This window comes from Cupriavidus malaysiensis (assembly GCF_001854325.1).
GTDB lineage: Bacteria > Pseudomonadota > Gammaproteobacteria > Burkholderiales > Burkholderiaceae > Cupriavidus > Cupriavidus malaysiensis.
The window spans coordinates 2,590,717-2,617,672 of the sequence record NZ_CP017754.1 but is presented as its reverse complement, the minus strand read 5'-3'; the positions used below and the strand labels follow the sequence as shown (position 1 = coordinate 2,617,672).

Genomic DNA, 26,956 nt, shown 5'->3' with positions numbered 1-26,956 from the left:
TTGTCTGCAAGTGCGCTTGCAGGCTAGGGAAAACGACATGTTGAGGCGCAACATGCCACGCAGTATTGTACTTGGACGCCGAAAACCGGCTCTTGTCTGACAGCCTTCACGGAAAGCTCACCGCCCGGTCCCCGTCGATGCCTGATGTGATCGGTGGGAGGGGCTGGCGCGGAGCCAGCGTGGAGGTGAGAGCGGCGGCGGCAGTCGCATCACCATTCCAGGGATCCCGTTGACGTTGATGCAACGGATGGGAAGAATCGCAAAAAAATAGCACGATTGTTCGCTTTTTTGACGGGTGCCCGGCAACCAATGAGAAGACAGGAGACGAGTTCATGGCATTGATGGGTCAAATGATGAGCGCACCGCTGCTCATTTCCTCCATCATCAAGCACGCTGCACGCTATTACGGTGACACCGAAATCGTCTCGCGGCGCACCGAAGGCGACATCCACCGCTACAACTACCGCGAGTGCGAACTGCGCTCGCGCAAGCTGGCCCAGGCCCTGGCCGCGCTCGGCGTGCAGCAGGGCGATCGCATCGGCACACTGGCCTGGAACGGCTACCGCCACCTGGAGATCTACTACGGGGTGTCGGGCATGGGGGCGGTCTGCCACACCATCAACCCGCGGCTGTTCCCCGAGCAGATCGCCTACATCATCAATCACGCCGAGGACGGCTATGTCTTCTTCGACCTGACCTTCCTGCCGCTGGTCGAAGGCGTGGCCGCGCATTGCCCGAAGGTCAAGGGCTGGGTGCTGATGAGCGACCGTGCCCACATGCCGGCCGAGTCCAAGGTGCCGCTGCTGTGCTACGAGGACCTGATTGACGGGCAGGACGGCGGCTACACGTGGCCGACCTTCGACGAGAACACCGCCTCCAGCCTGTGCTACACCTCGGGTACCACCGGCAATCCCAAGGGCGCGCTCTACTCGCACCGCTCCACCGTGCTGCATTCCTACGGTTCGGCGCTGCCGGACGTGCTGAACTGCTCGGCGCGCGACGTGATCCTGCCGGTGGTGCCGATGTTCCACGTCAATGCCTGGGGCCTGCCGTACTCGGTGCCGCTGGTGGGCGCCAAGCTGGTGTTCCCCGGGGCCAAGCTGGACGGCGCTTCGCTCTATGAGTTGTTCGAGCAGGAACAGGTCACCTTCTCGGCCGGCGTACCGACCGTCTGGCTCGGCCTGTTGCAGCACGTGCAGGGCAATGGCCTGAAATTCTCCAGCTTCCACCGCACCGTGATCGGCGGTTCGGCCGCGCCGCCGGCCATGATCCGCGCGCTGGAGGCACTCGGCGTCGACGTGGTGCACGCCTGGGGCATGACCGAGATGTCGCCGCTCGGCACGGCCGGGACGCTGATGGCCAAGCACGATGCGCTGCCGGACGACGAGAAGCACCTGATCCTGGAGAAGCAGGGGCGCGTGGTGTTCGGCGTGGACATGAAGATCGTCGACGGCGATGGCGAGGAACTGCCGTGGGACGGCAAGGCCTTCGGCGACCTGCATGTGCGCGGGCCCTGGGTCATCGATCACTACTTCCGTGTCGATGCCTCGCCACTGGTGGATGGCTGGTTCCCCACAGGGGACGTGGCCACCATCGACGCGGATGGCTATATGCAGATCACGGACCGCAGCAAGGACGTGATCAAGTCGGGCGGGGAATGGATCTCGTCGATCGATATCGAGAACGTCGCGGCCGCCCACCCGGCGGTGCACATGGCGGCCTGCATCTCCGCCTTCCATCCGAAGTGGGATGAGCGCCCGCTGCTGGTGGTGGTCAAGAAGCCGGGCGCCGAGGTGACGCGCGAGGAACTGCTGGCCTTCTTCGAAGGCAAGGTGGCCAAGTGGTGGATTCCGGACGACGTGGTGTTCACCACCGAGATCCCGCTGACGGCCACCGGCAAGATGCAGAAGCTGAAGCTGCGCGAGCAGTTCAAGGACTACCGGTTGCCGTCGGCCTGAGGCCGCGGTGGCAGGGTATTCCCGCCGGCCCGCGGCGCGGGCCGGCACCGGTGCGGGCGGGTGGCTGCCGCCGGCCGTCAGGACCAGGTAAGCCAACGAAAAAAGACAAAGGAGACAGATATGATCAAGATGCGTCCGCTGGTGGCCGCCACCGCCTTGTTCGCCGCCCTGGGGTCCGGCGCGGCAGGCGCGGATACGGTGAAGATCGCCTTCATCGATCCGCTTTCCGGGCTGATGGCGCCGGTCGGCCAGAACCAGCTCAAGAGCTGGCAGTTCGTTGCCGACGTGGCCAACCAGAAGGGCTGGGGCGGGCCGCACAAGTTCGAGGTGGTCGGCTTCGACAACAAGCTGTCTCCGCAGGAAAGCCTGACCATCCTGAACCAGGCCATCGACCAGGGCATCCGCTACATCGTGCAGGGCAACGGCTCCTCCGTCGGCCTGGCGCTGGAGGACGCGGTGGCCAAGCACAATGCGCGCAATCCGGGCAAGGAGATCGTCTACCTGAACTACGCGGCGGTGGACCCGGACATGACCAACAGCAAGTGCAACTACTGGCATTTCCGTCTCGACGCCAACTCCGACATGAAGATGGAGGCGCTGACGACCTACCTGGCCAAGGACCCGAACGTCAAGAAGGTCTACCTGATCAACCAGAACTACTCCTTCGGCCACCAGGTGGCGCGCGCCGCCAAGGATTACCTGAAGCGCAAGCGTCCTGACATCCAGATCGTCGGCGACGACCTGCACCCGCTGGCCCAGGTCAAGGATTTCGCGCCCTACGTGGCCAAGATCAAGGCCTCGGGCGCCGACACCGTGATCACCGGCAACTGGGGCAGCGACCTGGCCCTGCTGATCAAGGCGGGCAAGGACGCCGGCCTCAACGTCAACTACTACACCTACTACGCCTCGACCACCGGCGTGCCGACCGCGATGGGCGCCGCCGGCGCCGAGCACGTCAAGTACGTCGGCTACTACAACACCAACAACCAGGGCTTCAAGGGCGCGGACGTCATCGAGGGCTTCAAGAAGAAGTACAACGATGACTTCTACGTGATGGCGGCCTACACCGGCATCGCCATGCTGGGCAAGGCCTTCAAGGACACCGGCAGCACCGATCCGGTGAAGGTGGCCAAGGCCATGGAGGGCATGAAGGTCGACAGCCTGAACGGCTCGGTGGAAATGCGCGCCTCCGATCACCAGGCCCAGCAGCAACTGGTGGTCGCCACCTGGACCAAGACCAACGGCAAGGACATCCGCTTCGACCAGGAGAACACCGGCTACGGCTGGAAGACCGATGCCCTGCTGGACCAGTACGTGGCGGCGCAGCCGACTTCCTGCCAGATGAAGCGTCCTTGAAGACGGCGCAGGAGGTGGCATAGGAGGCGGTGCCGCGCGGCGCCGCTTCCTTCCTGCATACTGCGGATCTGGAAACGCGGGCCTGCCGACCCCTGCCGGCGGCCCGCGCGGCGGCGCTCGCCCGCCGGCATTGCCCGTATCCCCATCGCCGTGCGGCTCCCCGCGTGCCGGCGGCGCAAGACGGAAGGACTGGTTGTGGAATTCTTCATCATTTCCCTGTTGAACGGCATCAGCTACGGGCTGCTGCTGTTCATGCTGTCGTCGGGGCTGACCCTGATCTTCAGCATGATGGGCGTGCTCAATTTCGCGCACGCCAGCTTCTACATGCTGGGCGCCTATTTCGCCTACACCATCGCGAGCAAGGTGGGCTTCTGGCCGGCGCTGATCCTGGCGCCGCTGCTGGTGGCGGGCGCCGGCGCGCTGGTCGAGCGCTTCGGCCTGCGCACGGTGCACAAGTACGGCCACGTCGCCGAGCTGCTGTTCACCTTCGGCCTGGCCTACCTGATCGAGGAAGGCGTCAAGCTGGTGTGGGGGCTGGCGGCCGTGCCCTACCGCATCCCGGCCGAGCTGGACGGGCCGCTGTTCATGGTGTTCACCTCCGCCTTCCCCAAGTACCGCGCCTTCATGATGCTGGTGTCGCTGGCGATGCTGGTGGCGATCTACCTGGTGCTGACGCGCACGCGCATCGGCCTGGTGATCCAGGCGGCGCTGACCCACCCCGACATGGTCGAGGCGCTGGGCCACAACGTGCCGCGCGTGTTCATGATGGTGTTCGGCGGGGGCGCCGCGCTGGCCGGGCTGGCCGGCGTGATCGGCGGCAATGCCTTCGTCACCGAGCCGTCGATGGCGGCGGCGGTGGGGTCCATCGTCTTCGTGGTGGCGGTGGTGGGCGGCATGGGATCGCTGGTGGGGGCCTTCATCGCCTCCATCCTGATCGGCCTGCTGCAGACCTTCGCGGTCACCCTCGACGGCTCGCTGGCCGGCCTGTTCGCCTCGTTCGGGGTGGAGGTGACCAGCAGCACGCCGTTCTATTCGCTGTGGAAGCTGACGGTGTCGCAGGTGGCGCCGGTGCTGCCCTATGTATTGCTGGTGCTGATGCTCATCGTGCGCCCGCGCGGCCTGATGGGTACCCGGGAGAGCTGAGCCATGGAGTCGACGATGCAACAACCCCGCGAGCCGGCCAGGACCGGCCGTACCATGCGCTATCGCCCCCTGAACCTGGCGCGCTGGATCCTCTGGGGCGTGACCGCGCTGCTGATGGCGGTGCTGCCGCTGCTGTTCCCCGGCGGCTTCGCCATCACGCTGCTGTCGCAGATGGGGATCATGATCATCTTCGCGCTGTCGTACAACATGCTGCTCGGCCAGACCGGCATGCTGTCCTTCGGCCACGCCGTGTATTCGGGCCTGGGCGCCTTCATCGCCGTGCACGTGCTCAATATGGCGGGCGCCGGCAAGCTGTGGGTGCCGGTCTCGCTGCTGCCCCTGGTGGGCGGCGTGGCGGGCGCCTTCTTCGGCGTGCTGTTCGGCTACGTCACCACCAAGAAGTCGGGCACCACCTTCGCCATGATCACCATGGGCATCGGCGAGATGGTGTTCGCCAGCTCGCTGATGTTCCCTGATTTCTTCGGCGGCGAGGGTGGCATCTCCACCAACCGCATGGTCGGCGACGCGGTGCTGGGCATCACCTACGGCCCGGCGCGGCAGGTCTACTACCTGATCGCGGTGTGGTGCCTGCTGTCGATGGCCGCCATGTACGCGTGGACGCAGACCCCGCTGGGGCGCATCGCCAACGCGGTGCGCGACAACCCGGAGCGGGTCGAGTTCATCGGCTACAACACGCAGCGCGTGCGCTACCTGGTGGTGATCCTGTCGGCCTTCTTCGCCGGCATCGCCGGCGGCCTGTCGGTGATCAACTTCGAGATCGTCTCGGCCGAGAACGTCAGCGCGGTGCGCTCCGGCGGCGTGCTGCTGGCGGCCTTCATCGGCGGCGCGGGCGTCTTCTTCGGGCCGGTCATCGGCGCCGTGGTGTTCGTGCTGTTCGCGGTGGCGCTGTCGGACCTGACCAAGGCCTGGCTGCTCTACCTGGGCCTGTTCTTCGTGCTGATGGTGATGTTCGTGCCGGGCGGCATCGCCAGCCTGCTGACGATGCAGGTGCCGCTGCTGGCCAAGGGCAAGCTGCGCCGCATGCTGCCGTCGTACGCGGCGGCCGGCGCCGCCGGCCTGGTGCTGCTGTGCGCGCTGATCCTGACGGTGGAGCTGGTCTACAAGCTGCAGGTCGACAGTGCCAACGGGACCGACATGACGCTGGCGGGCATCGGCTTCGATGCCGCCACCTTCACGCCCTGGGCGGTGGCGGCCGCGATCTGGCTGGTGGGTGCGGTCGCGTGGCGGGTGGCGACGGGCAAGGTGCGCGCGGCGTGGGACAAGGTGCAGATGGAAATCGCGGGAGGCAAGGCATGACGGCGGCACTCGAGCTGCGCGATGTGCGCAAGAAATTCGGCCAGACGGAGATCATCCGCGGCGTCAACCTGAGCATCCCGAAGGGCGAGCGGCACGCGCTGATCGGCCCCAACGGGGCCGGCAAGTCGACCACCTTCAACCTGATCTCGGGCCGCTTCGCCCCGAGCTCGGGCTCGGTCCAGCTCAACGGCCAGGAGATCGGCGGCCTGCAGCCCTTCGTCATCAACCGCATGGGGCTGTAGCGCAGCTTCCAGATCACCAATATCTTCCACCGCCTGTCGGTGTTCGAGAACCTGCGCTGCGCCGTGCTGTGGTCGCTCGGCTACAAGTACTCGTTCTGGCACCGGCTGTCGGAACTGCGCGACGCGCGCGTGCGGGCCGAGGAGGTGCTGGAGCTGATCGGCCTGCATCACCGCCGCGACACCCAGGCCGGCCTGCTGACCTATGCCGAGCAGCGCGCGCTGGAGATCGGCATCACCATCGCCGGCGGCGCCGAAGTGATCCTGCTCGACGAGCCGACCGCCGGCATGAGCCGCTCCGAGTCCGACCACGCGGTCGAGCTGATCCGCAAGGTCACGGTGGGCAAGACACTGGTGATGGTGGAGCACGACATGAGCGTGGTGTTCGGCCTGGCCGACCGCATCTCGGTGCTGGTCTACGGCGAGGTGATCGCCACCGATACGCCGGAAGCCATCCGCAACAACCGCAAGGTCAAGGAAGCCTACCTGGGCACGACGCTGGACGAACCCGCCACCGAAGGAGCGCACTGATGGCCAAGCGCATGCTGAACGTGCAGGGCCTGCACGCCTACTACGGCAAGAGCCACATCCTGCATGGCGTCGACCTGCACGTGGAGGAAGGCGAGATCGTGGCGCTGCTGGGCCGCAACGGCGTGGGCCGCTCGACCCTGGCCAAGGCCATCCTGGGCATGGTGCGGGCCGAAGGCTCGGTGCGTTTCCGCGACGAGGAGATCCTCGGCCGGAGGACCTTCGAGATCGCCCACCTGGGCGTGGGCTACGTGCCGGAGAACCGCGACATCTTCCCGACGCTGACGGTGCGGCAGAACCTGCTGCTGGGCGAGAAGCGCAACCCGCGCCAGGCCAAGCCGCGCTGGACCGTCGAGGACATGTACCGGCTGTTCCCGCGCCTGAAGGAGCGCGAGCACACCGCCGCCGGCGTGCTGTCCGGCGGCGAGCAGCAGATGCTGACGCTGTGCCGCACGCTGATGGGCGACCCCGACCTGGTGCTGATCGATGAGCCGACCGAGGGGCTGGCGCCGATGATCGTGGCGCTGGTGGGCGAGTACCTGAAGGCGCTCAAGGAGCGCGGCATCTCGGTGCTGTTGATCGAGCAGAAGCTGGCCATCGCGCTGGACATCTCGCAGCGCGTCTACGTGATGGGCCACGGCCACATCGTGTTCGAGGGCTCGCCCGCCGAGCTGAAGGCCAATGCGCAGGTGCGCAAGGAGTGGCTGGAGGTGTAAGGGAAGGGGGCTGCGGCGCGATCGGCTTCGCGCCGCGCGGGATTGCTCCCGCCGGTTTGCTCCCCTGGTTTGCTCCGCCGGTTTGCTCCCCTCTCCCGCTTGCGGGAGAGGGGCCGGGGGAGAGGGCAGGCGCTGGCGAACGGCGACGTGCTGGACGACACCATCGGCTTCGTTTTGGCCTTGTCGTGCTGGACAACACAGACGGCTTCGTTCGTGCGTGGCGCCTTGCTAGACCACCCCTCTCCCCAACCCTCTCCGTGCGGGGAGAGGGAGCCAAGACCGTGTGCTTGGCGATCGGGGTTGGCGCAGCCGGCTTCCTTACTTCGCCTTCAGGAATTCCCCGGCTTCCAGCAGCACCAGCTCGTTGTCGTCCGCCTTGTTCGGCTCGCGGCTGCTGGAGAACGGCAGGTTGTTGTCGTTGCCGACCACGATGTGGCTGGCGTCGACCACATCGACATTCTCGATGGTGAAGAAGGGGAACTTGAGCACGCCCTCGTTGAGGGGCTTGCGCGCCAGCTTGCCGGGGTCGGCGATGTTCAGCAGGTCGATGTAGCCGATCTTGCGCACGGCGCCGCCGGCGTTGCTGTCGTCCAGCGCGATCTTGTAGACGCGCTTGAAGCGGGCGATGTCGGCGAAGCAGTCGTTGCGTTTCTGGCCTTGCGGGCAGGCCTTGTCGGCGGTGCCTTCACCATTGTCGCGCTCGATGATCATGCCGGTGCCGGCATCGATCATATTGAAGTCGCCGATGGCGTTGCCGTTGGCTTCCAGCGGATACAGCCAGGAACGGCCGGTCCACTTGCGCGCCTGGGTGTCGAATTCCAGGATGCGCAGCGCTTCCTTGCCGTCGAGGCGCTCATAGTCCTTGGCGTCGGCCTTCCACAGCGGCCCTTCCAGCAGCGCGTACAGGCGGCTGCCGTCGGGCGACGAGGCCATGCCTTCGAAGCCCTTGGAACGCTTGACCTGGAAATCGACCGCGCCGCCGGGTACGCCCGGCGTGGTGACGGCGGGGTGGTCGGGCGAGCGCACCGCCTTGCCGTCGACCAGGGTGTCGTAGACCGCCAGCACCTTGCCCTTGAGGTCGGCCTGGATCAGGAAGGGCCCGAATTCGTCGCCGATCCACAGTGAGCCGCCGGCGAACTGGAAGCTCTCGGTGTCGAAGTCCGAGCCGGTCAGGTAGCGCTGCCTGGTGCCTTCATGGACGATGCGGAAGGGCACCTTCTTGTCGGGATCATGCAGGAAGACGGTGGCCAGGCGCTGGAACTTGCCGCTCTGGAAGTCGACCTTGTAGTGGTTCAGGTAGAGCATGAAGTCCGGCGAGTTGGCCTTGCTGCCCGCGCCGTTGTCGGTCAGCACCCAGAAGGTGCCGTCGGCCATGTGCTTGATGCCCGAATGGCCTTGCAGCGGCTGGCCCTGGAACGGCAGGGAAATGCCGGTGGGTCGGCCGTTGGACTGGCCTTCCACGCTGCCGACCTTTTCCACGCGGCTGCCGGTGGTGAACTTGCCGCTGACCTGCAGGTCGGCCGGCGCATCCTTGGGGGCGGGGATGTAGCTCTGCGCCGGCAGCACGGCGTGGCCGGCGAGGGTGGCGGGATAGGCGGGTGCCGGGGTCTGGGCGGCCGCGGACCAGGCCGAGGCGGTCAGCGCGATGGCGGCGGCGAGCGGAAGCAGGCGCATGGGCGGGATCGTGGCAATGGAGAGGCGCACACGATGCCCGAGCCGTGTGACGCGTGCATGACATCCGCCGGCTCCGCATCTGCGCCCGGCGCCCGGTCCGCCTGTGCGCGCTCGCCCTCGGGCCTACTCGGCTGCCGCCAGGGCTTCGCTGCCGCCCGCCTTCGCGCCTGCCGCGGTGGCCGGCGGCGGCAGGTGGAAGCGCATGTCGCCATAGGCCACCAGCCGGGTCTTGCGCACGGCGCGGTAGCCCAGCCACAGCGCCAGGAACACCGGTACGCCGATATAGGTGGCCAGGATCTCGCCCCAGTGCGCGCGCACGTCGGAGAAGGCCTGGTAGTTCTGTCCCAGTACGATCACCAGGCACAGCGCGCCGGCGAACAGCGGGCCGAACGGGAACAGCGGCGAACGGTAGGCCAGCCGGCCCAGGTCGTAGCCCTGCCGCACCAGTCCGCGGCGGAAGCGGTAGTGGCTCACGGCGATGCCCAGCCAGGCGAAGAAGCCGGTCATGCCCGAGGTGTTCAGCAACCACATATAGACGACCTTGTCGCCGAACAGCGAGCTGAGGAAGCACAGCGCGCCCACCGCCGTGGTGGCGAGCAGGGCATTGCGCGGCACGCCGTGCGGCGTCAGGCGGGCGAAGGCGCGCGGGGCGCGGCCGCTGACCGCCATGCCGTACAGGATGCGGGTGGAGGCGTACATGCTGGAGGTGCCGGCCGACAGCAGCGCGGTCAGCACCACGGCATTCATCACCCCGGCGGCAAAGGCCAGCCCGGCGCGGCCGAACACCAGCGCGAAGGGGCTGACGCCGACGTCGGTGACGTCGTTGCGCAGCAGGTTGGGGTCGGTGTAGGGAATCAGCACGCCGATGATCAGGATGGCCAGCACATAGAACAGCAGGATGCGCCAGAAGGTCTGCCGGATCGCGCGCGGGATGGTGCGGGCCGGATCGGCCGCCTCGCCGGCGGCGACCGCCACCGTCTCGGTGCCCTGGAAAGAGAAGCCGGCGATCATGGCCACGCCGAACATCGCCGGCAGGCCGCCGACGAAGGGCGCCTCGCCCACGGTGAAGTTGTGCCATCCCGACTGCGGGCCGCCGTGCAGGATGCCGAAGATCATCAGCGAGCCGATCGCGAGGAAGATCACCACGGTGGCCACCTTGATCAGGGCGAACCAGTATTCGGACTCGCCGAAGCCGCGCGCCGAGAAAGCGTTGATCGCAAGCATCAGGACCAGGAAGCCGGCGCTCCAGGCCACGCCCGGTACGTCGGGGAACCAGTACAGCATGACCATCTGGGCGGCGGCCAGCTCCACCGCGATGGTGACGGCGAGGTTGAACCAGTAGCTCCAGCCCAGCGCGAAGGCGAAGCCTTCCTCGACATAGAGCCCGCTGTAGGTGACGAAGGAGCCGGCCACCGGCATGTGGACCGCCATCTCGCCGAGACTGGTCATCAGGCAGTAGACCATCAGCCCGATCAGGGCGTACATCAGCAGGGCGCCGCCCGGCCCGGCCTGGGCGATCGAAGCGCCGGAGGCGACGAACAGGCCGGTGCCGATGGCGCCGCCCAGGGCGATCATGGTCAGGTGGCGGGCCTTGAGGGTGCGGTGCAGGTCTTCGGCCTGAGTGCCGGCCAGGCCGGTGGCCGGGGCAAGGGATGCGGGGGCCGAGGCGGTGGCGTCGGGTGCGGAGGGGAAAGAACGGCGGGACGACATCAAGTGGCGGCCCCGGCCGGTCGGGCCGGCTTCGTGGGCTGGCGCGCGGGTGGGGCGTCGATTCGGAAAGGCGCGAGTCTACCCTGTCCTGGAGTCCTTGGGCGAGAGCGGGCCCGCCAACCCGGCAAATATCGGGCCACGGAGACTAGAGGGCGGCCTCGAATGCGATCCGGGGGCGCAGGAAGTGCCCGATAGGACATCGTGGCCACAGTTCCAGGCGGCTTTCCCGCCGCCGCATGCACGGCGCCGCAGGCAGCCATGAACTCCGCGAATAGCGGCTTCCAGGCCGCAGAAAATGAAATTGAACGACCGTGCTATTTTGTGTATGCTTGTCTCGCTCGTCGCCCTGAGGGACGATGGGAGGCCGCCCGGCGGCGCCTCTGCGAGGCATGCGCGCAGCGCGCCGGGAACGGATGGCAGGACGCCACCGTTGGGGCGGCAGGCGGCAAAACAATAATTCGAGAATTCGAATCCCGAGACAACCTTCAAGACACCAAAGGAACCAGCATGACAGCGCAGTATCAGGTTCAGGACGGCGTAGCCGTCATCACGCTCGACAATCCCCCCGTCAATGGCCTGGGTTACAGCACCCGGCTCGGTATCGTCGAAGGCATGACCCGTGCGCTGGATGATGCGGCCGTCAAGGCCATCGTCATCACTGGCGCCGGCAAGGCTTTCTCGGGCGGTGCGGACATCCGCGAGTTCAACACGCCGAAGGCGACCCAGGAGCCGACCCTGCATTCGGTGATCCGCGTGATCGAGGGTTCGACCAAGCCGGTGGTCGCCGCTGTCCACTCCGTCGCCATGGGCGGCGGCCTGGAACTGGCGCTGGGCTGTAACTACCGCGTGGCCTCGAAGGGCGCGCAGATTGCGCTGCCGGAAGTCAAGCTGGGCCTGCTGCCCGGCGCCGGCGGCACGCAGCGCCTGCCGCGCGTGATCGGCCTGGAGGCCGCCGCCAATATGATCGTCTCGGGCGCTGCCGTGCCCAGCGAGAAGTTCGCCGGCACCAAGCTGTTCGACGAGATCGTGGAGGGTGACGTCCTGCCCGCCGCCGTCCAGTTCGCCAGGAACGCCGCGGCCGCGCCCGGCCCCTACCCGAAGGTGCGCGACCTGAAGGTCAAGCACGAGAACCCGGAAGGCTACCTGGGCTTCGCCCGCAACACCGTCACCGCGATGGCCAAGAACTTCCCGGCGCCGGTCAAGTGCCTGGAAGCCGTGGCGGCCTCGCTCAAGCCCTTCGAGGCAGGCCTGAAGGCCGAGCGCGAAGGCTTCATGTTCCTGGTCGGCACGCCGGAGTCGCGCGCGCTGCGCCATGCCTTCTTCGGCGAGCGTGCCGCCAGCAAGATCCCCGATGTGCCGTCCGACACGCCGATCCGCAAGATCGAGAAGGTCGCGGTGATCGGCGCCGGTACCATGGGCGGCGGCATCACCATGAACTTCCTGAATGCCGGCATCCCCGTCACGATGCTGGAAATGAAGGCTGACGCGCTGGAGCGTGGTGTCGCCACCATCCGCCGCAACTACGAGAACAGCGCCAAGAAGGGCAAGCTGACGCAGGAGAAGGTCGAGCAGCGCATGGGCCTGCTGACCACCACCCTGACCTATGACGACATCAAGGACGCTGACCTCGTGATCGAGGCCGTGTTCGAAGAGATGGGCGTCAAGGAAACCGTGTTCAAGAAGCTGGACGAAGTCGTCAAGCAGGGCGCCATCCTGGCCTCGAACACCTCGACGCTGGACGTCGACAAGATCGCTTCCTTCACCAAGCGTCCGCAGGACGTGGTCGGCATGCACTTCTTCAGCCCGGCCAACGTGATGAAGCTGCTGGAAGTGGTGCGCGGTGCCAAGACCGCCAAGGACGTGCTGGCCACGGTCATGCAGGTCGCCAAGAAGATCAAGAAGACCGCGGTGGTGTCGGGCGTGTGCGACGGCTTCATCGGCAACCGCATGATCGAGCAATACAGCCGCCAGGCCGGCTACCTGCTGGACGAGGGTGCGCTGCCCGAGCAGGTCGACAAGGCCATCGAGAAGTTCGGCTTCGCCATGGGCCCGTTCCGCATGGGCGACCTGGCCGGCAACGACATCGGCTGGGCCATCCGCAAGCGCCGCGCCGTGGACAAGCCGGACATCCAGTACTCGAAGACCGCCGACCTGCTGTGCGAGATGGGCCGCTTCGGCCAGAAGACCGGCGCGGGCTGGTACGACTACAAGGCGGGCGACCGCAAGCCGTACCCGAACCAGCAGGTCAACGACATGATCGTGCAGCACTCCAAGGACCTGGGTATCACCCGCCGCAAGATCTCCGACGAGGAGATCGTCGAGCGCCTGGTGTTCGCGCTGGTCAACGAGGGCGCCAAGATCCTGGAAGAGGGTATCGCTTCCAAGGCCTCGGACATCGACATGGTCTACCTGACCGGCTACGGCTTCCCGCTGTTCCGCGGCGGCCCGATGCTGTACGCCGACCAGGTCGGCCTGTACAACGTCGCGCTGGCGATGGCCCGCTATGCCAAGGGCTATCACGGCGAAGCGTGGCAGGCAGCGCCGCTGCTGAAGAAGCTGGCGGCCGAAGGCAAGGGCTTTAACGACTGAGCGCGGCTGGCGCGTCCGGGCGCGTGCGGGGCATCCCGCGCGCGCCGGGCGGCCGGTGGCAAGGAAGGGCAGCGAGATGGATACCGCGAAGGGCTCCGAAAACGGCTTCGAAGATAGCTTCGAGTACGGCCCCGGTGATTGCCTGCTGGTGATCGACGTGCAGAACGACTTCATGCCGGGCGGCGCGCTTGCCGTGCCGCATGGCGACGAGGTCGTGCCCGTGGTCAACCGGCTGGCGCGCCGCTTCGCGCAGGTGGTGCTGACACAGGACTGGCATCCGGGCGACCATGTGTCGTTCGCCGCCAACCACGCCGGCGCCCAGCCGTTCCAGACGCTGCCGCTGCCATATGGCGAGCAGGTGCTGTGGCCGGTGCACTGCGTGCAGGACACGCCGGGCGCCGCGCTGCACGCAGGACTGGCGATACCGCACGCACGGCTGGTGGTCCGCAAGGGCTGCCAGCGGCAGGTGGACAGCTACTCCGCCTTCCTGGAGGCGGACCGTGCCACCCGCACCGGCCTGGCCGGCTACCTGCGCGAGCAGGGCGTGAGGCGCGTGTTCTGCGTGGGGCTGGCCACGGACTTCTGCGTGGCCTGGAGCGCGCTCGATGCGCGTGCCGCCGGTTTCGAGGCGGTCGTCGTCGAGGATGCCTGCCGTGCCATCGACCTGCAGGGCTCGCTGGCGAGCGCCTGGCAGCAGATGGCGGCGGCCGGCGTGGTGCGCGCCCAGTCCGATGCCTTGCCGCAGCCAGCCCGGCCCGGTCCGGCCCATTGATGCATAGACCGATGCGCAAACCGACGCGCCAACCGCATACCGCAAGACACCAAGAGATACCGAGGAGCAAGACATGAACGAGGCAGTGATCGTTTCGACCGCACGGACCGGCCTGGCCAAGAGCTGGAAGGGTGCTTTCAACATGACCCACGGCGCCACCCTGGGCGGCCACGCCGTCAAGCACGCCATCGAGCGCGCCAAGATCGAGGCGGGCGAGGTGGAAGACATCCTGATGGGCTGCGCCAACCCGGAAGGCGCCACCGGCGCCAACATCGCCCGCCAGATCGCGCTGCGCGCCGGCTGCCCGGTGACCGTGCCCGGTGCCACCGTCAACCGCTTCTGCTCGTCCGGCCTGCAGACCATCGCCATGGCCGCGCAGCGCGTGATCGCCGATGAGGGTGACATCTTCGTCGCCGGCGGCGTGGAGAGCATCTCCTGCGTGCAGCAGGAAATGAACCGCCACATGGTCCAGGAAAGCTGGCTGACGAAGAACAAGCCGGAAATCTACTGGAACATGCTGCAGACCGCCGAGAACGTGGCCAAGCGCTACAACATTTCGAAGGAGCGCCAGGACGAGTACGGCGTGCGCAGCCAGCAGCGCGCCTTCGCGGCGCTGGAAGCCGGCAAGTTCCTGGATGAGATCGTGCCGATGACCGTGCTCGCCGGCGTGGCCGACAAGGCCACCGGCCAACTCGTCACCAAGGAAGTCACCATCTCGGCCGACGAGGGCATCCGCGGCGACACCACGCTGGAAGGCGTGGCCAAGATCCGCACCGCCGTGCCCGGTGGCGTGGTCACCGCCGGCAACGCCTCGCAGTTCTCCGACGGCGCCTCGGCGGCGGTGGTGATGAATGCCCGCGTGGCGGCGGCCAAGGGCCTGCAGCCGCTGGGCGTGTTCCGCGGCTTCGCCGTGGCTGGCTGCGAGCCCGATGAAATGGGCATCGGCCCGGTCTTCGCGGTGCCCAAGCTGCTGAAGAAGGCTGGCCTGAAGGTCGACGACATCGGCCTGTGGGAGCTGAACGAAGCCTTCGCCGTGCAGGTGCTGTACTGCGCCGACACGCTGGGCATCCCGATGGACCGCCTGAACGTCAACGGCGGCGCCATCGCGGTGGGCCACCCCTACGGCGTGTCGGGCGCCCGCCTGGTCGGCCACGCGCTGATCGAAGGCAAGCGCCGTGGCGTCAAGTACGTGGTGGTGACCATGTGCATCGGCGGCGGCCAGGGCGCGGCCGGGCTGTTCGAAGTGCTCTGATGGGAGCGCCGGCCACCGCGGACGCGATGCTGGCCTGGGGCCGGGAGGTGCTGGCGGACCAGCCCTTCTCGGTGCTGCTGGGGGCCGAGCTGGCGGCGATGTCGCCGGGGCGGGCCGAGCTGCGCCTGCCGCTGCGGCAGGCGCTGCGCCAGCAGCACGGCTTCGCCCACGGTGGCGTGGTCAGCTACCTGGCCGACAACGCGCTGACCTATGCGGGCGGCGCGGCCATGGCGGCGCCCGTGGTGACCTCGGAGTTCAAGATCAATTACGTACGTCCCGCGATCGGCGATTTGCTGGTCGCGCGCGCCGAATGCGTCAGCCACGGCCGCCAGCAGGCGGTGGTGCGCTGCGACGTGTTCGTCGTCAAGGATGGCGAGGAGAAGCTCTGCGCGGTGGCGCAGGGCACCATCGCCAGGCTGGGCGAGGCGGCTTGATCGACACGGACGAAGGGCGCGCAAGCGCCTTTTTTCCACTGCAGACCCGCTGAACCGGGCAAAGCCCGGTCCGGCAACGATCCAATACAGAGAACCGGCCAGCCATCCCGGCGCGCCGGTCCGGAGACTGGCGCGGTGCCCCGTGCGCCGCGCGCATTCGTATTTCCCACCCATCCGTCTGGGAGCCGTATCCTGCCATGTCGCTGATCCTATCCCGCCGAGACCTGAATTTCCTGCTGTATGAATGGCTGCGGGTCGAGGAACTGTCCCGCATTCCCCGCTATGCCGAGCACAGCCGCGAGACTTTCGACGCCGCGCTCGACACCTGCGAGAAGATCGCCACCGACCTGTTCGCGCCGCACAACAAGAAGAACGACCAGCACGAGCCCGAGTTCGACGGCGACAAGGTCACCATCATTCCCGAGGTCTCGACCGCGCTGAAGGCCTTCTGCGAGGCCGGCCTGATGGCCGCCGGACAGGACTTCGAACTGGGCGGCATGCAGCTGCCGGTGGTGGTGGAGAAGGCCGGTTTCGCCTACTTCAAGGGCGCCAACGTCGGCACCAGCTCCTATCCTTTCCTGACCATCGGCAACGCCAACCTGCTGATGGCGCACGGCACGCCCGCGCAGATCGACACCTTCGTCAAGCCGGAACTGGACGGGCGCTTCTTCGGCACCATGTGCCTGTCCGAACCGCAGGCCGGTTCCTCGCTGTCCGACATCACCACGCGTGCCGACTACGAGGGCGAGTCGCCGCTGGGCGCGCAGTACCGCCTGCGCGGCAACAAGATGTGGATCTCGGCCGGCGAGCACGAACTGTCCGACAACATCGTGCACCTGGTGCTGGCCAAGATCCCGGGCCCGGACGGTAAGCTGATCCCCGGCGTCAAGGGCATCTCGCTGTTCATCGTGCCGAAGTACCTGGTCAACCCCGACGGTTCGCTTGGCGAGCACAACGACGTGGCGCTGGCCGGCCTGAACCACAAGATGGGCTACCGCGGCACCACCAACTGCCTGCTCAACTTCGGCGAAGGCACCCGCTACCGCCCGGCCGGCAAGGCCGGCGCCATCGGCTACCTGGTCGGCGAGCCCCACCAGGGCCTGGCCTGCATGTTCCACATGATGAACGAGGCCCGCATCGGCGTCGGCCTGGGCGCGGTGATGCTGGGCTACACCGGCTACCTGCATGCGCTGGACTATGCCCGCAACCGCCCGCAAGGCCGCCCCGTCGGCCCCGGCGGCAAGGATCCGGCCAGCCCGCAGGTGCGCCTGGTCGAGCATGCCGACATCCGCCGCATGCTGCTGGCGCAGAAGAGCTACGTGGAAGGCGGCCTGGCGCTGAACCTGTACTGCGCGCAGCTGGTCGACCGCGAGCGTGCCGCCGCCGCGGCCGGCGACGCCGCCGCGCACGGACGCCTGGCGCTGCTGCTGGACATCCTCACGCCGATCGCCAAGAGCTGGCCCTCGCAATGGTGCCTGGAAGCCAACAGCCTGGCCATCCAGGTGCACGGCGGCTACGGCTACACGCGCGAATACAACGTCGAGCAGTTCTACCGCGACAACCGCCTCAATCCGATCCACGAGGGCACGCACGGCATCCAGGGCCTGGACCTGCTGGGCCGCAAGGTGGTGATGAAGGACGGCGCCGCCTTCAAGACGCTGGCCCAGGAACTGGCGGCCACCATCGGCCGCGCGCAGGCCAGCGGCGACGCCGCGCTGGCGGCGCAGGGGAAGGCGCTGGGCAAGGCTGCCGCGCGCCTGGCGGAGGTCACGCAGGCCCTGTGGGCGGCGGGCGATCCCAACGTGACGCTGGCCAATGCCTCGGTCTACCTGGAGGCCTTCGGCCACGTAGTGGTGGCCTGGATCTGGCTGGAGCAAGCGCTGATCGCCCAGGCGGCCCTGGCCGCAGGCGCCAGCGCGCAGGAGCAGGACTTCTACCGCGGCAAGCTGGCCGCGGCCGCCTACTTCTTCCAATGGGAACTGCCCAAGGTAGGGCCGCAGCTCGACCTGCTGGCCTCGCTGGACCGCACCACGCTGGACATGCAGGACGCCTGGTTCTGAGCGGACCGGGCCGGGGCGGCATACGAGCCCCCCACACGAACTCAAGACGAACCACACGGCGCGCCGGAGCGCGCCTGAGCAAGCAGCGGAGACAAGACCATGAGTACCGTGAAGGAACTGTTCGACCTCAGCGGGCGTACCGCCCTGATCACCGGCGGCTCGCGCGGCCTGGGCCTGCAGATCGCCGAGGCACTGGGCGAGCAGGGCGCCCGCGTGGTGCTGTCGGCACGCAAGACCGATGAACTGCAGGCGGCACAGGCCCACCTGAAGGCACGCGGCATCGAGGCCGACTGGATCGCCGCCGACGGCGCGCAGGAAGCCGAGATCGCGCGCCTGGCCGACGAAGCGCTGGCCCGCCTGGGCCACGTCGACATCCTGGTCAACAATGCCGGCGCGACCTGGGGCGCACCGGCCGAGGACCATCCCGTCGAGGCCTGGGACAAGGTGATGAACCTGAATATCCGCGGCCTGTTCCTGCTGACCCAGCGCATCGGCAAGCTGTCGATGATCCCGCGCCGCCATGGCCGCATCATCAACGTGGCCTCGATCGCCGGCCTGGCCGGCAACCCGCCGGGCTCGATGGAGACCATCGCCTACAACACCTCCAAGGGCGCGGTGGTCAACTTCACGCGCACCCTGGCCGGCGAGTGGGGCGAGCACAACATCACCGTCAACGCGCTGGCGCCGGGCTTCTTCCCCTCCAAGATGACCAAGGGCTCGCTGGAGCGGCTGGGCGTCGACGCCATGTGCGCCGGCGTGCCGCTGCACCGGCTCGGCGACGACGAGGACCTGAAGGGCGCGGCCGTGCTGTTCGCCAGCCAGGCGGGCAAGCACATCACCGGGCAGATCCTGGCGGTGGATGGCGGCGTCAGCGCGGTCTGAGCGCGGTCTGAGCGCGGTCTGATCGCGCTTTGCGCCACCGGAATGGGTTCTAATAGCGGTGCGCCAAGGCGCCCCCCTGTTTTTCGCCACACGTAGGACCATGACCCAGAAGAACGGCTTTCCCATCCAGATTCCCTTCCTCGCCTCCCTCGGCGTACTGTGCAACCAGTTCGGCGAGGGACGCAGCGAGATCGAACTTGACCTGCGCCCCCACCACGAGAACAGCCTCGAGATGGCCCACGGCGGCGTGCTGATGACGTTGCTGGACGTCGCCATGGCGATGGCCGGCCGCTCGGCCGACAGCGAGGACCGCGGCGTCGTCACCATCGAGATGAAGACCAGCTTCATGGCGCCGGGGCGCGGCAAGCTGACCGCGCGCGGCCTGTGCGTGCACCGCACCGCGACCATGGCCTTCTGCGAGGCGGAGATCGTCGACGGCGAAGGCAAGACGGTGTCGCGCGGCTCGGGCACCTTCAAGTATGTCAAGCGCAAGCCGCCGCAGCGCCCGCGTGCCGAGGAGCCGGGCGGCGACGGCTGACGCCGGGCGGGGAGGACGGGCGGCACCTGCGGGACAAGCAGGGCCGCCACCGGCAGTCCGGCACGCACCGGCAGCACCGGCAGCACCGGCAGCACCAGCAGCAGCACAATAAAAACAAGCGGTACAACAAACACAACGATCCGATTGCACACGCACGGAGGAGACAAGATGACGAGCAGCCAGCACGGCAAGCGCCGCGGCGGTCGTTTTTCGCATACCTTGAGCACGCTGGCACTGGCTGGCGCGGGAGTGATTGCCATGAACCATCCGGCGCAGGCGCAGACCGCTGCCCAACCCGCCTCCGCCGCCACCGCGCCGGCCGCACCGACCTTCGCCAGCGCGGCCGACAGCGATCCGCTCGCGCTGGGCTGGATGCAGGGCTTTCCGCCGGCGCCGGACAAGATCATCCGCTTCGACCTGGCCAGCAACCGCTTCCCGGTCACCCGCTGGACCTTCTCCCATGTGCGCCAGCTGATGCCGACCGCGGCGGTCTGGCGCGGGCGCGGCGCGCCCAGCGCGCTGCCGCACGCGCCGCGCGATATCGGCCAGGTGCCGTACACCGACGCCAACGGGCAGCGCCACACCTTCGCCGAGATGCTGGCGCTGACCTATACCGACGGCATCCTGGTGATGCACAAGGGCAAGGTCATCTACGAAAAGTACTTCGGCGCGCTGGACGACCACACGCAGCACATCGCCATGTCGGTCACCAAGTCCTTCGTCGGCACGCTGGCGGCGATGCTGGCCGCCGAAGGCAAGCTCGATCCGTCGGCGCCGGTCACGCGCTACCTGCCGGAGATGGCGGGTACCGCCTATGGCGATGCCACGGTGCGCGAGGTCATGGACATGACCGTTGGCGTCAAGTACTCGGAAAACTACGCCGATCCCAAGGCCGAGATCTGGGATTACTCGCGCGCGGGCGGCATGATCCCGCGCCCGGCCGACTACGCCGGCCCGAAGGATTTCTATGCCTTCCTGAAGACGCTGCAGAAGGACGGCGAGCATGACACCGCCTTCGCCTACAAGACGGTCAATGCCGAGCTGCTGGCGTGGATCGTCAAGCGGGTGAGCGGACAGAACCTCTCGACCGTGCTGTCGGAGCGCATCTGGCAACCGATGGGCGCCGAGCAGGATGCCTATTTCATCGTCGACAGCATCGGCAATGAATCCGGCGGCGGCGGCCTGAACACGGCGCTGCGCGACCTGGCCCGCTTCGGCGAGACCATGCGCAACGACGGCCGCTTCAACGGCCGCCAGATCATCCCGGCCGCGGTGGTGGCGGATATCCGCCGCGGCGGCGATCCGGCCAAGTTCGCCAAGGCAGGCTATGCCACGCTGCCGGGCTGGAGCTACCGCAATATGTGGTGGGTGGCCAACGACGACCACGGCGCGTTCGAGGCGCGCGGCATCCACGGCCAGGCCATCTACGTCGATCCCAAGGCGCAGATGACGATTGTGCGCTATGCCTCGCACCCGATCGCGGCCAATGGCGCCAACGACCCGGTCACGCTGCCGGCCTTCCGCGCGCTGGCACAAGAACTGATGAAGCAGCAGTGAAATGGCGGCAGGAGACGGACGCGGCGGCCCGTCGTTGTCCTATCCTGTCTATTCCCCTGAAAGGAAATGAATATGTCGCAGACCTACCAACGCATCGTGCTGGCTTCCCGACCGACCGGCGCGGTGACGCCGGACAACTTCCGCCTCGAGACCGTGCCGGTGCCCGAGCTGGCCGACGGCCAGGTGCTGGTGCGCAACCACTATCTGTCGCTGGATCCGTACATGCGCGGGCGCATGAACGAGAGCAAGTCCTATGCGGTGCCGCAGCCGCTCGGCGAAGTGATGATCGGCGGCACGGTGGGCGAAGTGGTGGCCAGCAAGAACCCGAAGTTCAGCGCCGGCGACAAGGTGGTGGGCATGTTCGGCTGGCAGGAAATGGGCGTCAGCGACGGCACCGGCATCCAGAAGGTCGACACCACCCACATCCCGCTGTCGGCCTACCTCGGCTCGGTGGGCATGCCCGGCGTCACCGGCTGGTACGGCCTCAACCAGATCATCAAGCCCAAGGCCGGCCAGACCGTGGTGGTCAGCGCCGCCTCGGGCGCGGTCGGCAGCGTGGTCGGCCAGCTGGCCAAGCTCAAGGGCTGCCGCGCGGTCGGCGTGGCGGGCGGCAAGGACAAGTGCGACTACGTGGTCAATGAACTCGGCTTCGATGCCTGCGTCGACTACAAGGCGGCGAAGGATGCCAAGGAGCTGTACATGATGCTGAAGGAGGCCACGCCCGACGGCATCGACGGCTACTTCGAGAACGTCGGCGGCGACGTGCTCGACGTGGTGCTGTCGCGCATGAACCCGTTCGGCCGCATCGCCGTGTGCGGCATGATCGCCGGCTACGATGGCCAGCCGCTGCCGCTGAAGAATCCGCAGCTGATCCTGGTCTCGCGCCTGACGGTGGAGGGCTTCATCGTCTCCGAGCACATGGAGTTCTGGCCGCAGGCGCTGCAGGAATTGGGCGCGGGCGTGGCCCAGGGCAAGATCAAGTTCCGCGAGACCGTGGCGCAGGGCCTGGCCAGCGCGCCGGAGGCCTTCATGGGCCTGCTCAAGGGCAAGAACTTCGGCAAGCAGCTGGTCAAGCTGGTGTAAGCCGGCGCGCCGGGGCGGCCGCGCCGCCCCGCATGCCAGGCACAGGAGGCCGCGCACGCGGCCCGGACAACAAGAGGAGACACCCTATGAATGCACCTGCCATGCCCGCCAGGGATGATGAGATGGCCGCCGGCCTGTCGGAAGAGATCAAGGCGCGCTACCGCATGCTGCCGCGCCCGCCGCAGTTCGCCACCGCTGCCGAGGAACGCCTGCACCGCAAGCAGCGCCTGGCGGCGGCCTTCCGGCTGTTCTCGCGCTTCGGCTTCGACGAGGGCGTGGCCGGCCACATCACCGCGCGCGATCCCGAGTTCACCGACACGTTCTGGGTCAATCCCTTCGGCGTGCACTTCAGCCAGGTCAAGCTCTCCAACCTGATCCGCTGCGATCACCACGGCAATGTGGTGGAGGGCGATTACCCGGTCAACGCGGCCGCCTTCGCCATCCATTCGCGTGTGCACCAGACCCGCTCCGATGCGGTGGCTGCCGCGCATTCGCACAGCACCTACGGGCGCGCCTGGTCCACCCTGGGGCGTCCGCTCGACGCACTCACGCAGGACGTGTGCGCCTTCTACAACGACCACGCCGTCTACGACGATTTCGGCGGCGTGGTGGTGGAACTGGACGAAGGCCAGCGCATCGCCAACGCGCTCGGCCAGAACAAGGCCGCGATCCTGCAGAACCACGGCCTGCTGACCGTCGGCAAGACGGTCGACGAGGCGGCCTGGTGGTTCATCACCATGGAGCGCTCCTGCCAGGTGCAGCTGCTGGCCGAGGCCGCCGCGGCGCGCACCAATGCACCGCTCAAGGTGATCTCGGCCGCGGCCGCGCGCCAGGCCTACTCCATCGTCGGCACGTCGCAGGCGGGCTGGTTCCAGTTCCAGCCGCTCTATGCGCGCATCGTCAAGGAACAACCGGACCTGCTGGACTGAGCCGTGGCGCCCTTCACCGGAAAGGTGGTGCTGATCACCGGCGCCTCCGACGGCATCGGCGCGGAACTGGCCCTGCTGCTGGCGCAGCAGGGCGCGCGGCTGGCGCTGGCGGCCCGGCGGCTGGAGCGCCTGGACGAGCTGGTGGCGCGCATCCGCCGCGAGCATCCCGCCGCCGACGCGGTGGCCTGGCGGACCGATGTGTCGAGCGAGGACGCCTGCCGGCAACTGGTGGCCGAGGTCGCCGCGCACTTCGGCGGCATCGACGTACTGGTCAACAATGCCGGCGTCTCGGCGCATGGCTACTTCGAGCAGGTCTCCGACTTCGCCTACTACGAGACCGTGATGCGTGTGAACTACTTCGGCGCCATGTGGTGCACGCGCGAGGCGCTGCCCCACCTGCGCCAGCGCCGCGGCCTGGTGGTGGCGGTATCGAGCCTGGCCGGCAAGGTCGGCGTACCGGGCCGCACCGCCTACTCGGCCAGCAAGTTCGCGCTGGCGGGTTTCTGCGAGGCGCTGCGCTGCGAATTGCGGGGCAGCGGAGTGGATGTCTGCGTGGTCTTTCCCGGCGTGGTGGCCACGGCCACGCGGGTGGCGGGCTTCGGGCCCGACGGCCGGCCGCTGGGCGAGAGCCGGCTGCGCGAGGACGATGCCATGAGCGCGCAGGAGTGCGCGCGCCAGATGCTGGCCGCCATGGCCGCGCGCCGGCGCGAGCTGGTGATGACGGCGAAAGGGCGGCTCGGGCTCTGGCTCAAGCTGCTGGCGCCGGGGCTGGTCGACCGCATGGCCCTGCGCGCGCTCAAGCAGGCAGGACGTTAGCAACAAGGAGGGCGGCACCCGCCGGCGGCGGGTGCCGCCGGTTGGCACGCGCGGCCCGGCGCGAGCAGATGAAGAAACAACGAGAAGAGGACATGGCTGAGCTGATCCTGCATCAATACGCGACATCCCCGTTTTCCGAGAAGGTCCGGCTGCTGCTGGGCGCCAAGGGCCTGGCCTGGCAGGCGGTCGAGATCCCGCCCATCCTGCCCAAGCCCGACGTGATCGCGCTGACCGGCGGCTACCGCCGCACGCCGGTGCTGCAGATCGGTGCCGACGTCTATTGCGACACGGCGCTGATCTGCGACGTGATCGACGCGCTGGCGCCGTCCCCGGCGCCGCTGTACCCGCCAGCCCAGGCGGGCGCCGCGCGCCTGCTCGCCAGCTGGTTCGATACGGTCCTGTTCGGCGCGGTGGCGTCCTACCTGTTCCAGACCGGCGGCGCGCAGGAGATCCTGGGCCGCATGACGCCCGAGCAGATCCAGGCCTTCCGCGCCGACCGCAAGGCCATGCGCGGCGACGGCAATGCGCTCGGCGTGCCGCTGGGCGAGGCCGCCGCGCTGCTGCGCGACACCCTGGCCCGGCTCGAAGTGCAGGTGGCCGGCGGCGTGTCGCACGTGGCCGGCGCGGCTCTGTCGCTGGCGGACTTCTCGCTCTATCACAACCTCTGGTTTCTCAAGCGCGCGCCGGTGCAGACGGCCTGGCTGGAGGGCTATCCGGCCATCCAGTCGTGGTATGCGCGCATGCAGGCCTTCGGCCACGGCGAGGTGCGTGTCATCGACAGCGCCACGGCCCTGGCCGCCGCGCAGGCCGCGGTGCCGCAGCCGCTGACGGCGCAGGCCTCGGCCGACAGCGGGTTTGCGGTCGGCGACGGCGTCTGCGTCACGCCGACCGACTATGCGCGCGATCCGGTGTCCGGCACGCTGGTGTCCCTGGACGACCGCATGGTGACGCTGCGGCGCCAGGACCCGCGCGCCGGCGCCCTCAACGTGCATTTCCCGCGCCTGGGCTTCCACGTGCAGCGCGCGGCCTGAAGGCGGGCGCCTGCATCCCACACTCACACGATCGACATTCACACGTCAGGAACGGACGGCAAACATGAAGCAATTCGAAGGCAAGGTCGCAGTGATCACCGGCGGTGGCTCCGGTTTCGGCAAGGAATTCGCCCGCCTTGGCACCACGCTCGGCATGAAGCTGGTGCTGGCGGACGTGCAGCAGGAAGCGCTGGACGCCGTGGTGGCGGAATGCAAGGCGCAGGGCGCGCAGGTCATCGGCGTGCGTACCGATGTGTCCAAGGCCGAGCAGGTACAGGCCCTGGCGGATGCCGCCATGGCGGCCTTCGGCGAGGTCAACCTGCTGTTCAACAACGCCGGTGTCGGCGCCGGCGGGCTGGTATGGGAGAACTCCGAGCGTGACTGGGAGTGGGTGCTGGGGGTCAACCTGTACGGCGTCATCCACGGCGTGCGCATCTTCACGCCGCTGATGCTGGCCGCCGCCGAGCGCGACCCTTCCTACCGCGGGCACATCGTCAACACGGCGTCGATGGCGGGCCTGCTCAATCCGCCGGCGATGGGCGTCTACAACGTTTCCAAGCACGCGGTGGTGTCGCTGAGCGAGACGCTGTACCAGGACCTGAGCCTGGTCACCGAGCAGGTCGGCTGCTCGGTGCTGTGCCCCTATTTCGTGCCGACCGGCATTTCGCAGTCGCAGCGCAACCGTCCCGCCGACCTGGCCAACGCCGCGCCGCCGACGCGCTCGCAGCTGGTGTCGCAGGCGCTGTCGGACAAGGCCGTGAGCTCGGGCAAGGTGACCGCCCAGCACGTCGCAGAAATGACCTTCGACGCCATCCGCGAGGACCGCTTCTACATCTATTCCCATCCGCAATCGCTGGCTCCGGTGCAGCAGCGCTTCGAGGCGCTGATCGCCCAGCGCAATCCGGGCGACCCCTTCGCCGACAAGCCGGGCATGCGCGAGGAACTGAGCAAGGCCTTGCGCGGCTGATGCCGCCGGGCCGCCTACCGATCCAATCCGAGGGAGATGCCATGACCGCTGCCGCCGTGATCCGCCACCTGCAGTTCGCCGACCTGCCCAACGGCACCCGCCTGCACTACGCCAGTGCCGGCGAGCCGGGCAAGCCGCTGATGCTCTTCGTGCATGGCTTCCCGGAGTTCTGGTACGAGTGGGAGGCGCAGCTCGCCGAGTTCGGGCAGACGCACTATGCGGTCGCGCCAGACCTGCGCGGCTTCAACCTGTCGAGCAAGCCGGCGGAGGTCGACGCCTACAAGCCGCGCCATATCGTCGAAGACCTGGTGCAGCTGATCGGCGTGCTCGGCTACCAGCGCGCGATCGTGGTGGCACACGACTGGGGCGGCGCCATCTGCTGGAACCTGGCGCTGCAGCATCCCGCCCTGGTCGAGCGGCTGGTCATCGTCAATTCGCCGCACCCCTACCTGTTCGCGCAGGCGCTGGCGCACGACCCCGCCCAGCAAGCGGCCTCGGCCTATATGAACTGGCTGCGCAAGCCGGGTTCCGAGCAGGCGCTGGCCGCCGACAACTTCGCCATGCTGGAGGCGATGCTGACCGGCAAGGGTGCACAGCCGGCGCCCTGGTTCGCCGGCGAGACGCGCGCCAAGTACCACGCCGCCTGGTCGCAGCCGGGCGCGGCGGGTTCGCATCCGCTCACCGGCGGCGTCAACTTCTACCGGGCCTCGCCGATGCATCCGCCGCAGCCGGGCGAAGCGGCGCCCGATGTGTCGCGCCTCAATCCCGACGACTTCGTCGTGCGCGTGCCGACCCTGGTGATCTGGGGCGAGCGCGATACCGCCCTGCCCAAGTCGCTGGTGGAGGGCCTGGATCGCTTCGTGCCCGGCATGCGGCTGGAGCGCATCCCGGAGGGCACGCACTGGGTCATCCATGAGCAGCCGGAGCGCATCAACCGGTTGATCCGCGGCTTCCTGTCCTGAGGCGCGCCGCACTGCCACGGTCCGCGCGCCGCGGCTGGCCCGGCCGCAAGCGGGCCGATTGTCCCTGGCGGGCGGTGGGCGCTTGCCGTTAGTGTCTTGAGTCTTCAACTGCGAAGTGCCCCTTGCGAACGTCCGATCGCGGTTGTTCGTTCGATAACTCAGCGACTCTTGCCGCTGCCGCCAGCGTGAGGTTCGGCGCGGCGTGTGAGTTCGGTGGCAATGTCGCGTCGTGACGCGGCGTGCGGCGTTCCTTGGCCTTCAGTCGCAGCGGCCGCCGCTTTGCGGACGGCGTCACCTCCTCGGGACAACATGTCCTTCATGGCAGCGCGCTCCAGCGCCGAGCCGGCATGCATCCGCTTGTGCCGCGCGTTCTCTGCCTCAAGTTCGCGCATGCGCGTCGCGCCGGAGCAGGTGTGCTGGAATAGGTGGCAGCGCTAATCCCA

At 67.9% G+C, this 26,956-nt stretch carries 22 protein-coding genes and 1 pseudogene; 20 read left to right on the top strand and 3 right to left on the bottom strand.

All coding sequences use genetic code 11. The annotated features are described in order from the left end of the window. Positions 1–332 precede the first annotated feature (332 nt). From BKK80_RS11530 to BKK80_RS11505, 6 genes and pseudogenes are all read left to right on the top strand, one after another. On the top strand, positions 333–1,958 hold the full coding sequence (locus tag BKK80_RS11530) for a 3-(methylthio)propionyl-CoA ligase (protein WP_071012881.1): 1,626 nt from the start codon (positions 333–335) through the stop codon (positions 1,956–1,958). Positions 1,959–2,078: 120 nt separating this feature from the next. Next, complete coding sequence (locus BKK80_RS11525) at positions 2,079–3,314, top strand: branched-chain amino acid ABC transporter substrate-binding protein (RefSeq protein ID WP_071012880.1); 1,236 nt, start codon at positions 2,079–2,081, stop codon at positions 3,312–3,314. Between the two features lie 195 nt (positions 3,315–3,509). Next, positions 3,510–4,457 (top strand): branched-chain amino acid ABC transporter permease, encoded by a 948-nt coding sequence (locus BKK80_RS11520; protein WP_071012878.1) that lies wholly within the window; start codon positions 3,510–3,512, stop codon positions 4,455–4,457. Positions 4,458–4,460: 3 nt separating this feature from the next. Beyond that, positions 4,461–5,774, top strand: coding sequence for a branched-chain amino acid ABC transporter permease (locus tag BKK80_RS11515; protein WP_071069478.1), 1,314 nt, complete (start codon positions 4,461–4,463; stop codon positions 5,772–5,774). Next, a pseudogene (locus tag BKK80_RS11510) lies at positions 5,771–6,544 on the top strand (ABC transporter ATP-binding protein). Before BKK80_RS11515 ends, BKK80_RS11510 begins: the two are co-directional and overlap by 4 nt. Continuing rightward, entirely contained in the window at positions 6,544–7,257 is a 714-nt protein-coding gene (locus BKK80_RS11505; RefSeq protein WP_071012872.1) for an ABC transporter ATP-binding protein, read from the top strand. The pseudogene BKK80_RS11510 and the gene BKK80_RS11505 overlap by 1 nt, the downstream one beginning before the upstream one ends. Before the next feature lie 318 nt (positions 7,258–7,575). Here the strand turns inward: BKK80_RS11505 and BKK80_RS11500 are convergent, their stop codons facing one another. Both BKK80_RS11500 and BKK80_RS11495 read right to left on the bottom strand, forming a co-directional pair. Continuing rightward, on the bottom strand, positions 7,576–8,931 hold the full coding sequence (locus BKK80_RS11500; RefSeq protein ID WP_071069476.1) for an esterase-like activity of phytase family protein: 1,356 nt from the start codon (positions 8,929–8,931) through the stop codon (positions 7,576–7,578). Positions 8,932–9,054: 123 nt separating this feature from the next. Further along, positions 9,055–10,641 carry an amino acid permease gene (locus tag BKK80_RS11495; RefSeq protein ID WP_083384068.1) on the bottom strand — a complete coding sequence of 529 codons (1,587 nt, stop codon included), beginning with the start codon at positions 10,639–10,641 and terminating at the stop codon, positions 9,055–9,057. 507 nt (positions 10,642–11,148) lie between these two features. Here BKK80_RS11495 and BKK80_RS11490 point away from each other — a divergent pair. The 14 genes from BKK80_RS11490 (at position 11,149) to BKK80_RS11425 (ending at position 26,513) form a co-directional block, all read left to right on the top strand. Further along, a complete protein-coding gene (locus BKK80_RS11490; protein ID WP_071012870.1) occupies positions 11,149–13,230 on the top strand; it encodes a 3-hydroxyacyl-CoA dehydrogenase NAD-binding domain-containing protein in 2,082 nt (693 codons plus the stop codon). 76 nt (positions 13,231–13,306) lie between these two features. After that, positions 13,307–14,002 carry a bifunctional nicotinamidase/pyrazinamidase gene (gene pncA / locus BKK80_RS11485; RefSeq protein WP_071069474.1) on the top strand — a complete coding sequence of 232 codons (696 nt, stop codon included), beginning with the start codon at positions 13,307–13,309 and terminating at the stop codon, positions 14,000–14,002. A 73-nt stretch (positions 14,003–14,075) separates the two neighbouring features. Continuing rightward, complete coding sequence (locus tag BKK80_RS11480; protein WP_071012866.1) at positions 14,076–15,254, top strand: acetyl-CoA C-acyltransferase; 1,179 nt, start codon at positions 14,076–14,078, stop codon at positions 15,252–15,254. Further along, positions 15,254–15,688 carry a PaaI family thioesterase gene (locus BKK80_RS11475; RefSeq protein ID WP_231907909.1) on the top strand — a complete coding sequence of 145 codons (435 nt, stop codon included), beginning with the start codon at positions 15,254–15,256 and terminating at the stop codon, positions 15,686–15,688. Before BKK80_RS11480 ends, BKK80_RS11475 begins: the two co-directional genes overlap by 1 nt. Positions 15,689–15,885: 197 nt before the next feature. Continuing rightward, a complete protein-coding gene (locus tag BKK80_RS11470) occupies positions 15,886–17,748 on the top strand; it encodes an acyl-CoA dehydrogenase (protein ID WP_071069472.1) in 1,863 nt (620 codons plus the stop codon). Positions 17,749–17,847: 99 nt separating this feature from the next. Further along, positions 17,848–18,630 carry an SDR family oxidoreductase gene (locus BKK80_RS11465; RefSeq protein WP_071036902.1) on the top strand — a complete coding sequence of 261 codons (783 nt, stop codon included), beginning with the start codon at positions 17,848–17,850 and terminating at the stop codon, positions 18,628–18,630. 100 nt (positions 18,631–18,730) lie between these two features. Next, positions 18,731–19,168: a PaaI family thioesterase gene (locus BKK80_RS11460; RefSeq protein ID WP_071012861.1), complete on the top strand. Its 438-nt coding sequence runs from the start codon at positions 18,731–18,733 to the stop codon at positions 19,166–19,168. A gap of 258 nt (positions 19,169–19,426) precedes the next feature. Continuing rightward, positions 19,427–20,725, top strand: a complete 1,299-nt coding sequence (locus BKK80_RS11455) for a serine hydrolase domain-containing protein (RefSeq protein WP_231908047.1) — start codon at positions 19,427–19,429, stop codon at positions 20,723–20,725. A gap of 72 nt (positions 20,726–20,797) precedes the next feature. Then, a complete protein-coding gene (locus BKK80_RS11450) occupies positions 20,798–21,808 on the top strand; it encodes an NADP-dependent oxidoreductase (protein ID WP_071012860.1) in 1,011 nt (336 codons plus the stop codon). 86 nt (positions 21,809–21,894) lie between these two features. Then, positions 21,895–22,737, top strand: coding sequence for a class II aldolase/adducin family protein (locus BKK80_RS11445; RefSeq protein ID WP_071069471.1), 843 nt, complete (start codon positions 21,895–21,897; stop codon positions 22,735–22,737). Between the two features lie 3 nt (positions 22,738–22,740). Beyond that, positions 22,741–23,553, top strand: coding sequence for an SDR family oxidoreductase (locus tag BKK80_RS11440; RefSeq protein WP_071069468.1), 813 nt, complete (start codon positions 22,741–22,743; stop codon positions 23,551–23,553). Between the two features lie 68 nt (positions 23,554–23,621). Then, positions 23,622–24,584: a glutathione S-transferase family protein gene (locus BKK80_RS11435; protein WP_236903665.1), complete on the top strand. Its 963-nt coding sequence runs from the start codon at positions 23,622–23,624 to the stop codon at positions 24,582–24,584. Positions 24,585–24,648: 64 nt separating this feature from the next. Beyond that, positions 24,649–25,551 carry an SDR family oxidoreductase gene (locus BKK80_RS11430; protein ID WP_071012853.1) on the top strand — a complete coding sequence of 301 codons (903 nt, stop codon included), beginning with the start codon at positions 24,649–24,651 and terminating at the stop codon, positions 25,549–25,551. A 41-nt stretch (positions 25,552–25,592) separates the two neighbouring features. After that, a complete protein-coding gene (locus tag BKK80_RS11425; RefSeq protein WP_071069463.1) occupies positions 25,593–26,513 on the top strand; it encodes an alpha/beta fold hydrolase in 921 nt (306 codons plus the stop codon). Between the two features lie 158 nt (positions 26,514–26,671). Here the strand turns inward: BKK80_RS11425 and BKK80_RS36380 are convergent, their stop codons facing one another. Then, entirely contained in the window at positions 26,672–26,905 is a 234-nt protein-coding gene (locus BKK80_RS36380) for a hypothetical protein (RefSeq protein ID WP_157128342.1), read from the bottom strand. Positions 26,906–26,956: the final 51 nt, after the last annotated feature.

What these genes read in the sequence shown, in the direction of transcription:
- BKK80_RS11530 (WP_071012881.1), top strand. Translation starts at nt 333, where the DNA reads ATGGCATTGATGGGTCAAATGATGAGCGCACCGCTGCTCATTTCCTCC.
- BKK80_RS11525 (WP_071012880.1), top strand. Translation starts at nt 2,079, where the DNA reads ATGATCAAGATGCGTCCGCTGGTGGCCGCCACCGCCTTGTTCGCCGCC.
- BKK80_RS11515 (WP_071069478.1), top strand. Translation starts at nt 4,461, where the DNA reads ATGGAGTCGACGATGCAACAACCCCGCGAGCCGGCCAGGACCGGCCGT.
- BKK80_RS11505 (WP_071012872.1), top strand. Translation starts at nt 6,544, where the DNA reads ATGGCCAAGCGCATGCTGAACGTGCAGGGCCTGCACGCCTACTACGGC.
- BKK80_RS11500 (WP_071069476.1), bottom strand. Translation starts at nt 8,931, where the DNA reads ATGCGCCTGCTTCCGCTCGCCGCCGCCATCGCGCTGACCGCCTCGGCC.
- BKK80_RS11495 (WP_083384068.1), bottom strand. Translation starts at nt 10,641, where the DNA reads ATGTCGTCCCGCCGTTCTTTCCCCTCCGCACCCGACGCCACCGCCTCG.
- BKK80_RS11490 (WP_071012870.1), top strand. Translation starts at nt 11,149, where the DNA reads ATGACAGCGCAGTATCAGGTTCAGGACGGCGTAGCCGTCATCACGCTC.
- pncA (WP_071069474.1), top strand. Translation starts at nt 13,307, where the DNA reads ATGGATACCGCGAAGGGCTCCGAAAACGGCTTCGAAGATAGCTTCGAG.
- BKK80_RS11480 (WP_071012866.1), top strand. Translation starts at nt 14,076, where the DNA reads ATGAACGAGGCAGTGATCGTTTCGACCGCACGGACCGGCCTGGCCAAG.
- BKK80_RS11475 (WP_231907909.1), top strand. Translation starts at nt 15,254, where the DNA reads ATGGGAGCGCCGGCCACCGCGGACGCGATGCTGGCCTGGGGCCGGGAG.
- BKK80_RS11470 (WP_071069472.1), top strand. Translation starts at nt 15,886, where the DNA reads ATGTCGCTGATCCTATCCCGCCGAGACCTGAATTTCCTGCTGTATGAA.
- BKK80_RS11465 (WP_071036902.1), top strand. Translation starts at nt 17,848, where the DNA reads ATGAGTACCGTGAAGGAACTGTTCGACCTCAGCGGGCGTACCGCCCTG.
- BKK80_RS11460 (WP_071012861.1), top strand. Translation starts at nt 18,731, where the DNA reads ATGACCCAGAAGAACGGCTTTCCCATCCAGATTCCCTTCCTCGCCTCC.
- BKK80_RS11455 (WP_231908047.1), top strand. Translation starts at nt 19,427, where the DNA reads ATGAACCATCCGGCGCAGGCGCAGACCGCTGCCCAACCCGCCTCCGCC.
- BKK80_RS11450 (WP_071012860.1), top strand. Translation starts at nt 20,798, where the DNA reads ATGTCGCAGACCTACCAACGCATCGTGCTGGCTTCCCGACCGACCGGC.
- BKK80_RS11445 (WP_071069471.1), top strand. Translation starts at nt 21,895, where the DNA reads ATGAATGCACCTGCCATGCCCGCCAGGGATGATGAGATGGCCGCCGGC.
- BKK80_RS11435 (WP_236903665.1), top strand. Translation starts at nt 23,622, where the DNA reads ATGAAGAAACAACGAGAAGAGGACATGGCTGAGCTGATCCTGCATCAA.
- BKK80_RS11430 (WP_071012853.1), top strand. Translation starts at nt 24,649, where the DNA reads ATGAAGCAATTCGAAGGCAAGGTCGCAGTGATCACCGGCGGTGGCTCC.
- BKK80_RS11425 (WP_071069463.1), top strand. Translation starts at nt 25,593, where the DNA reads ATGACCGCTGCCGCCGTGATCCGCCACCTGCAGTTCGCCGACCTGCCC.
- BKK80_RS36380 (WP_157128342.1), bottom strand. Translation starts at nt 26,905, where the DNA reads ATGCGCGAACTTGAGGCAGAGAACGCGCGGCACAAGCGGATGCATGCC.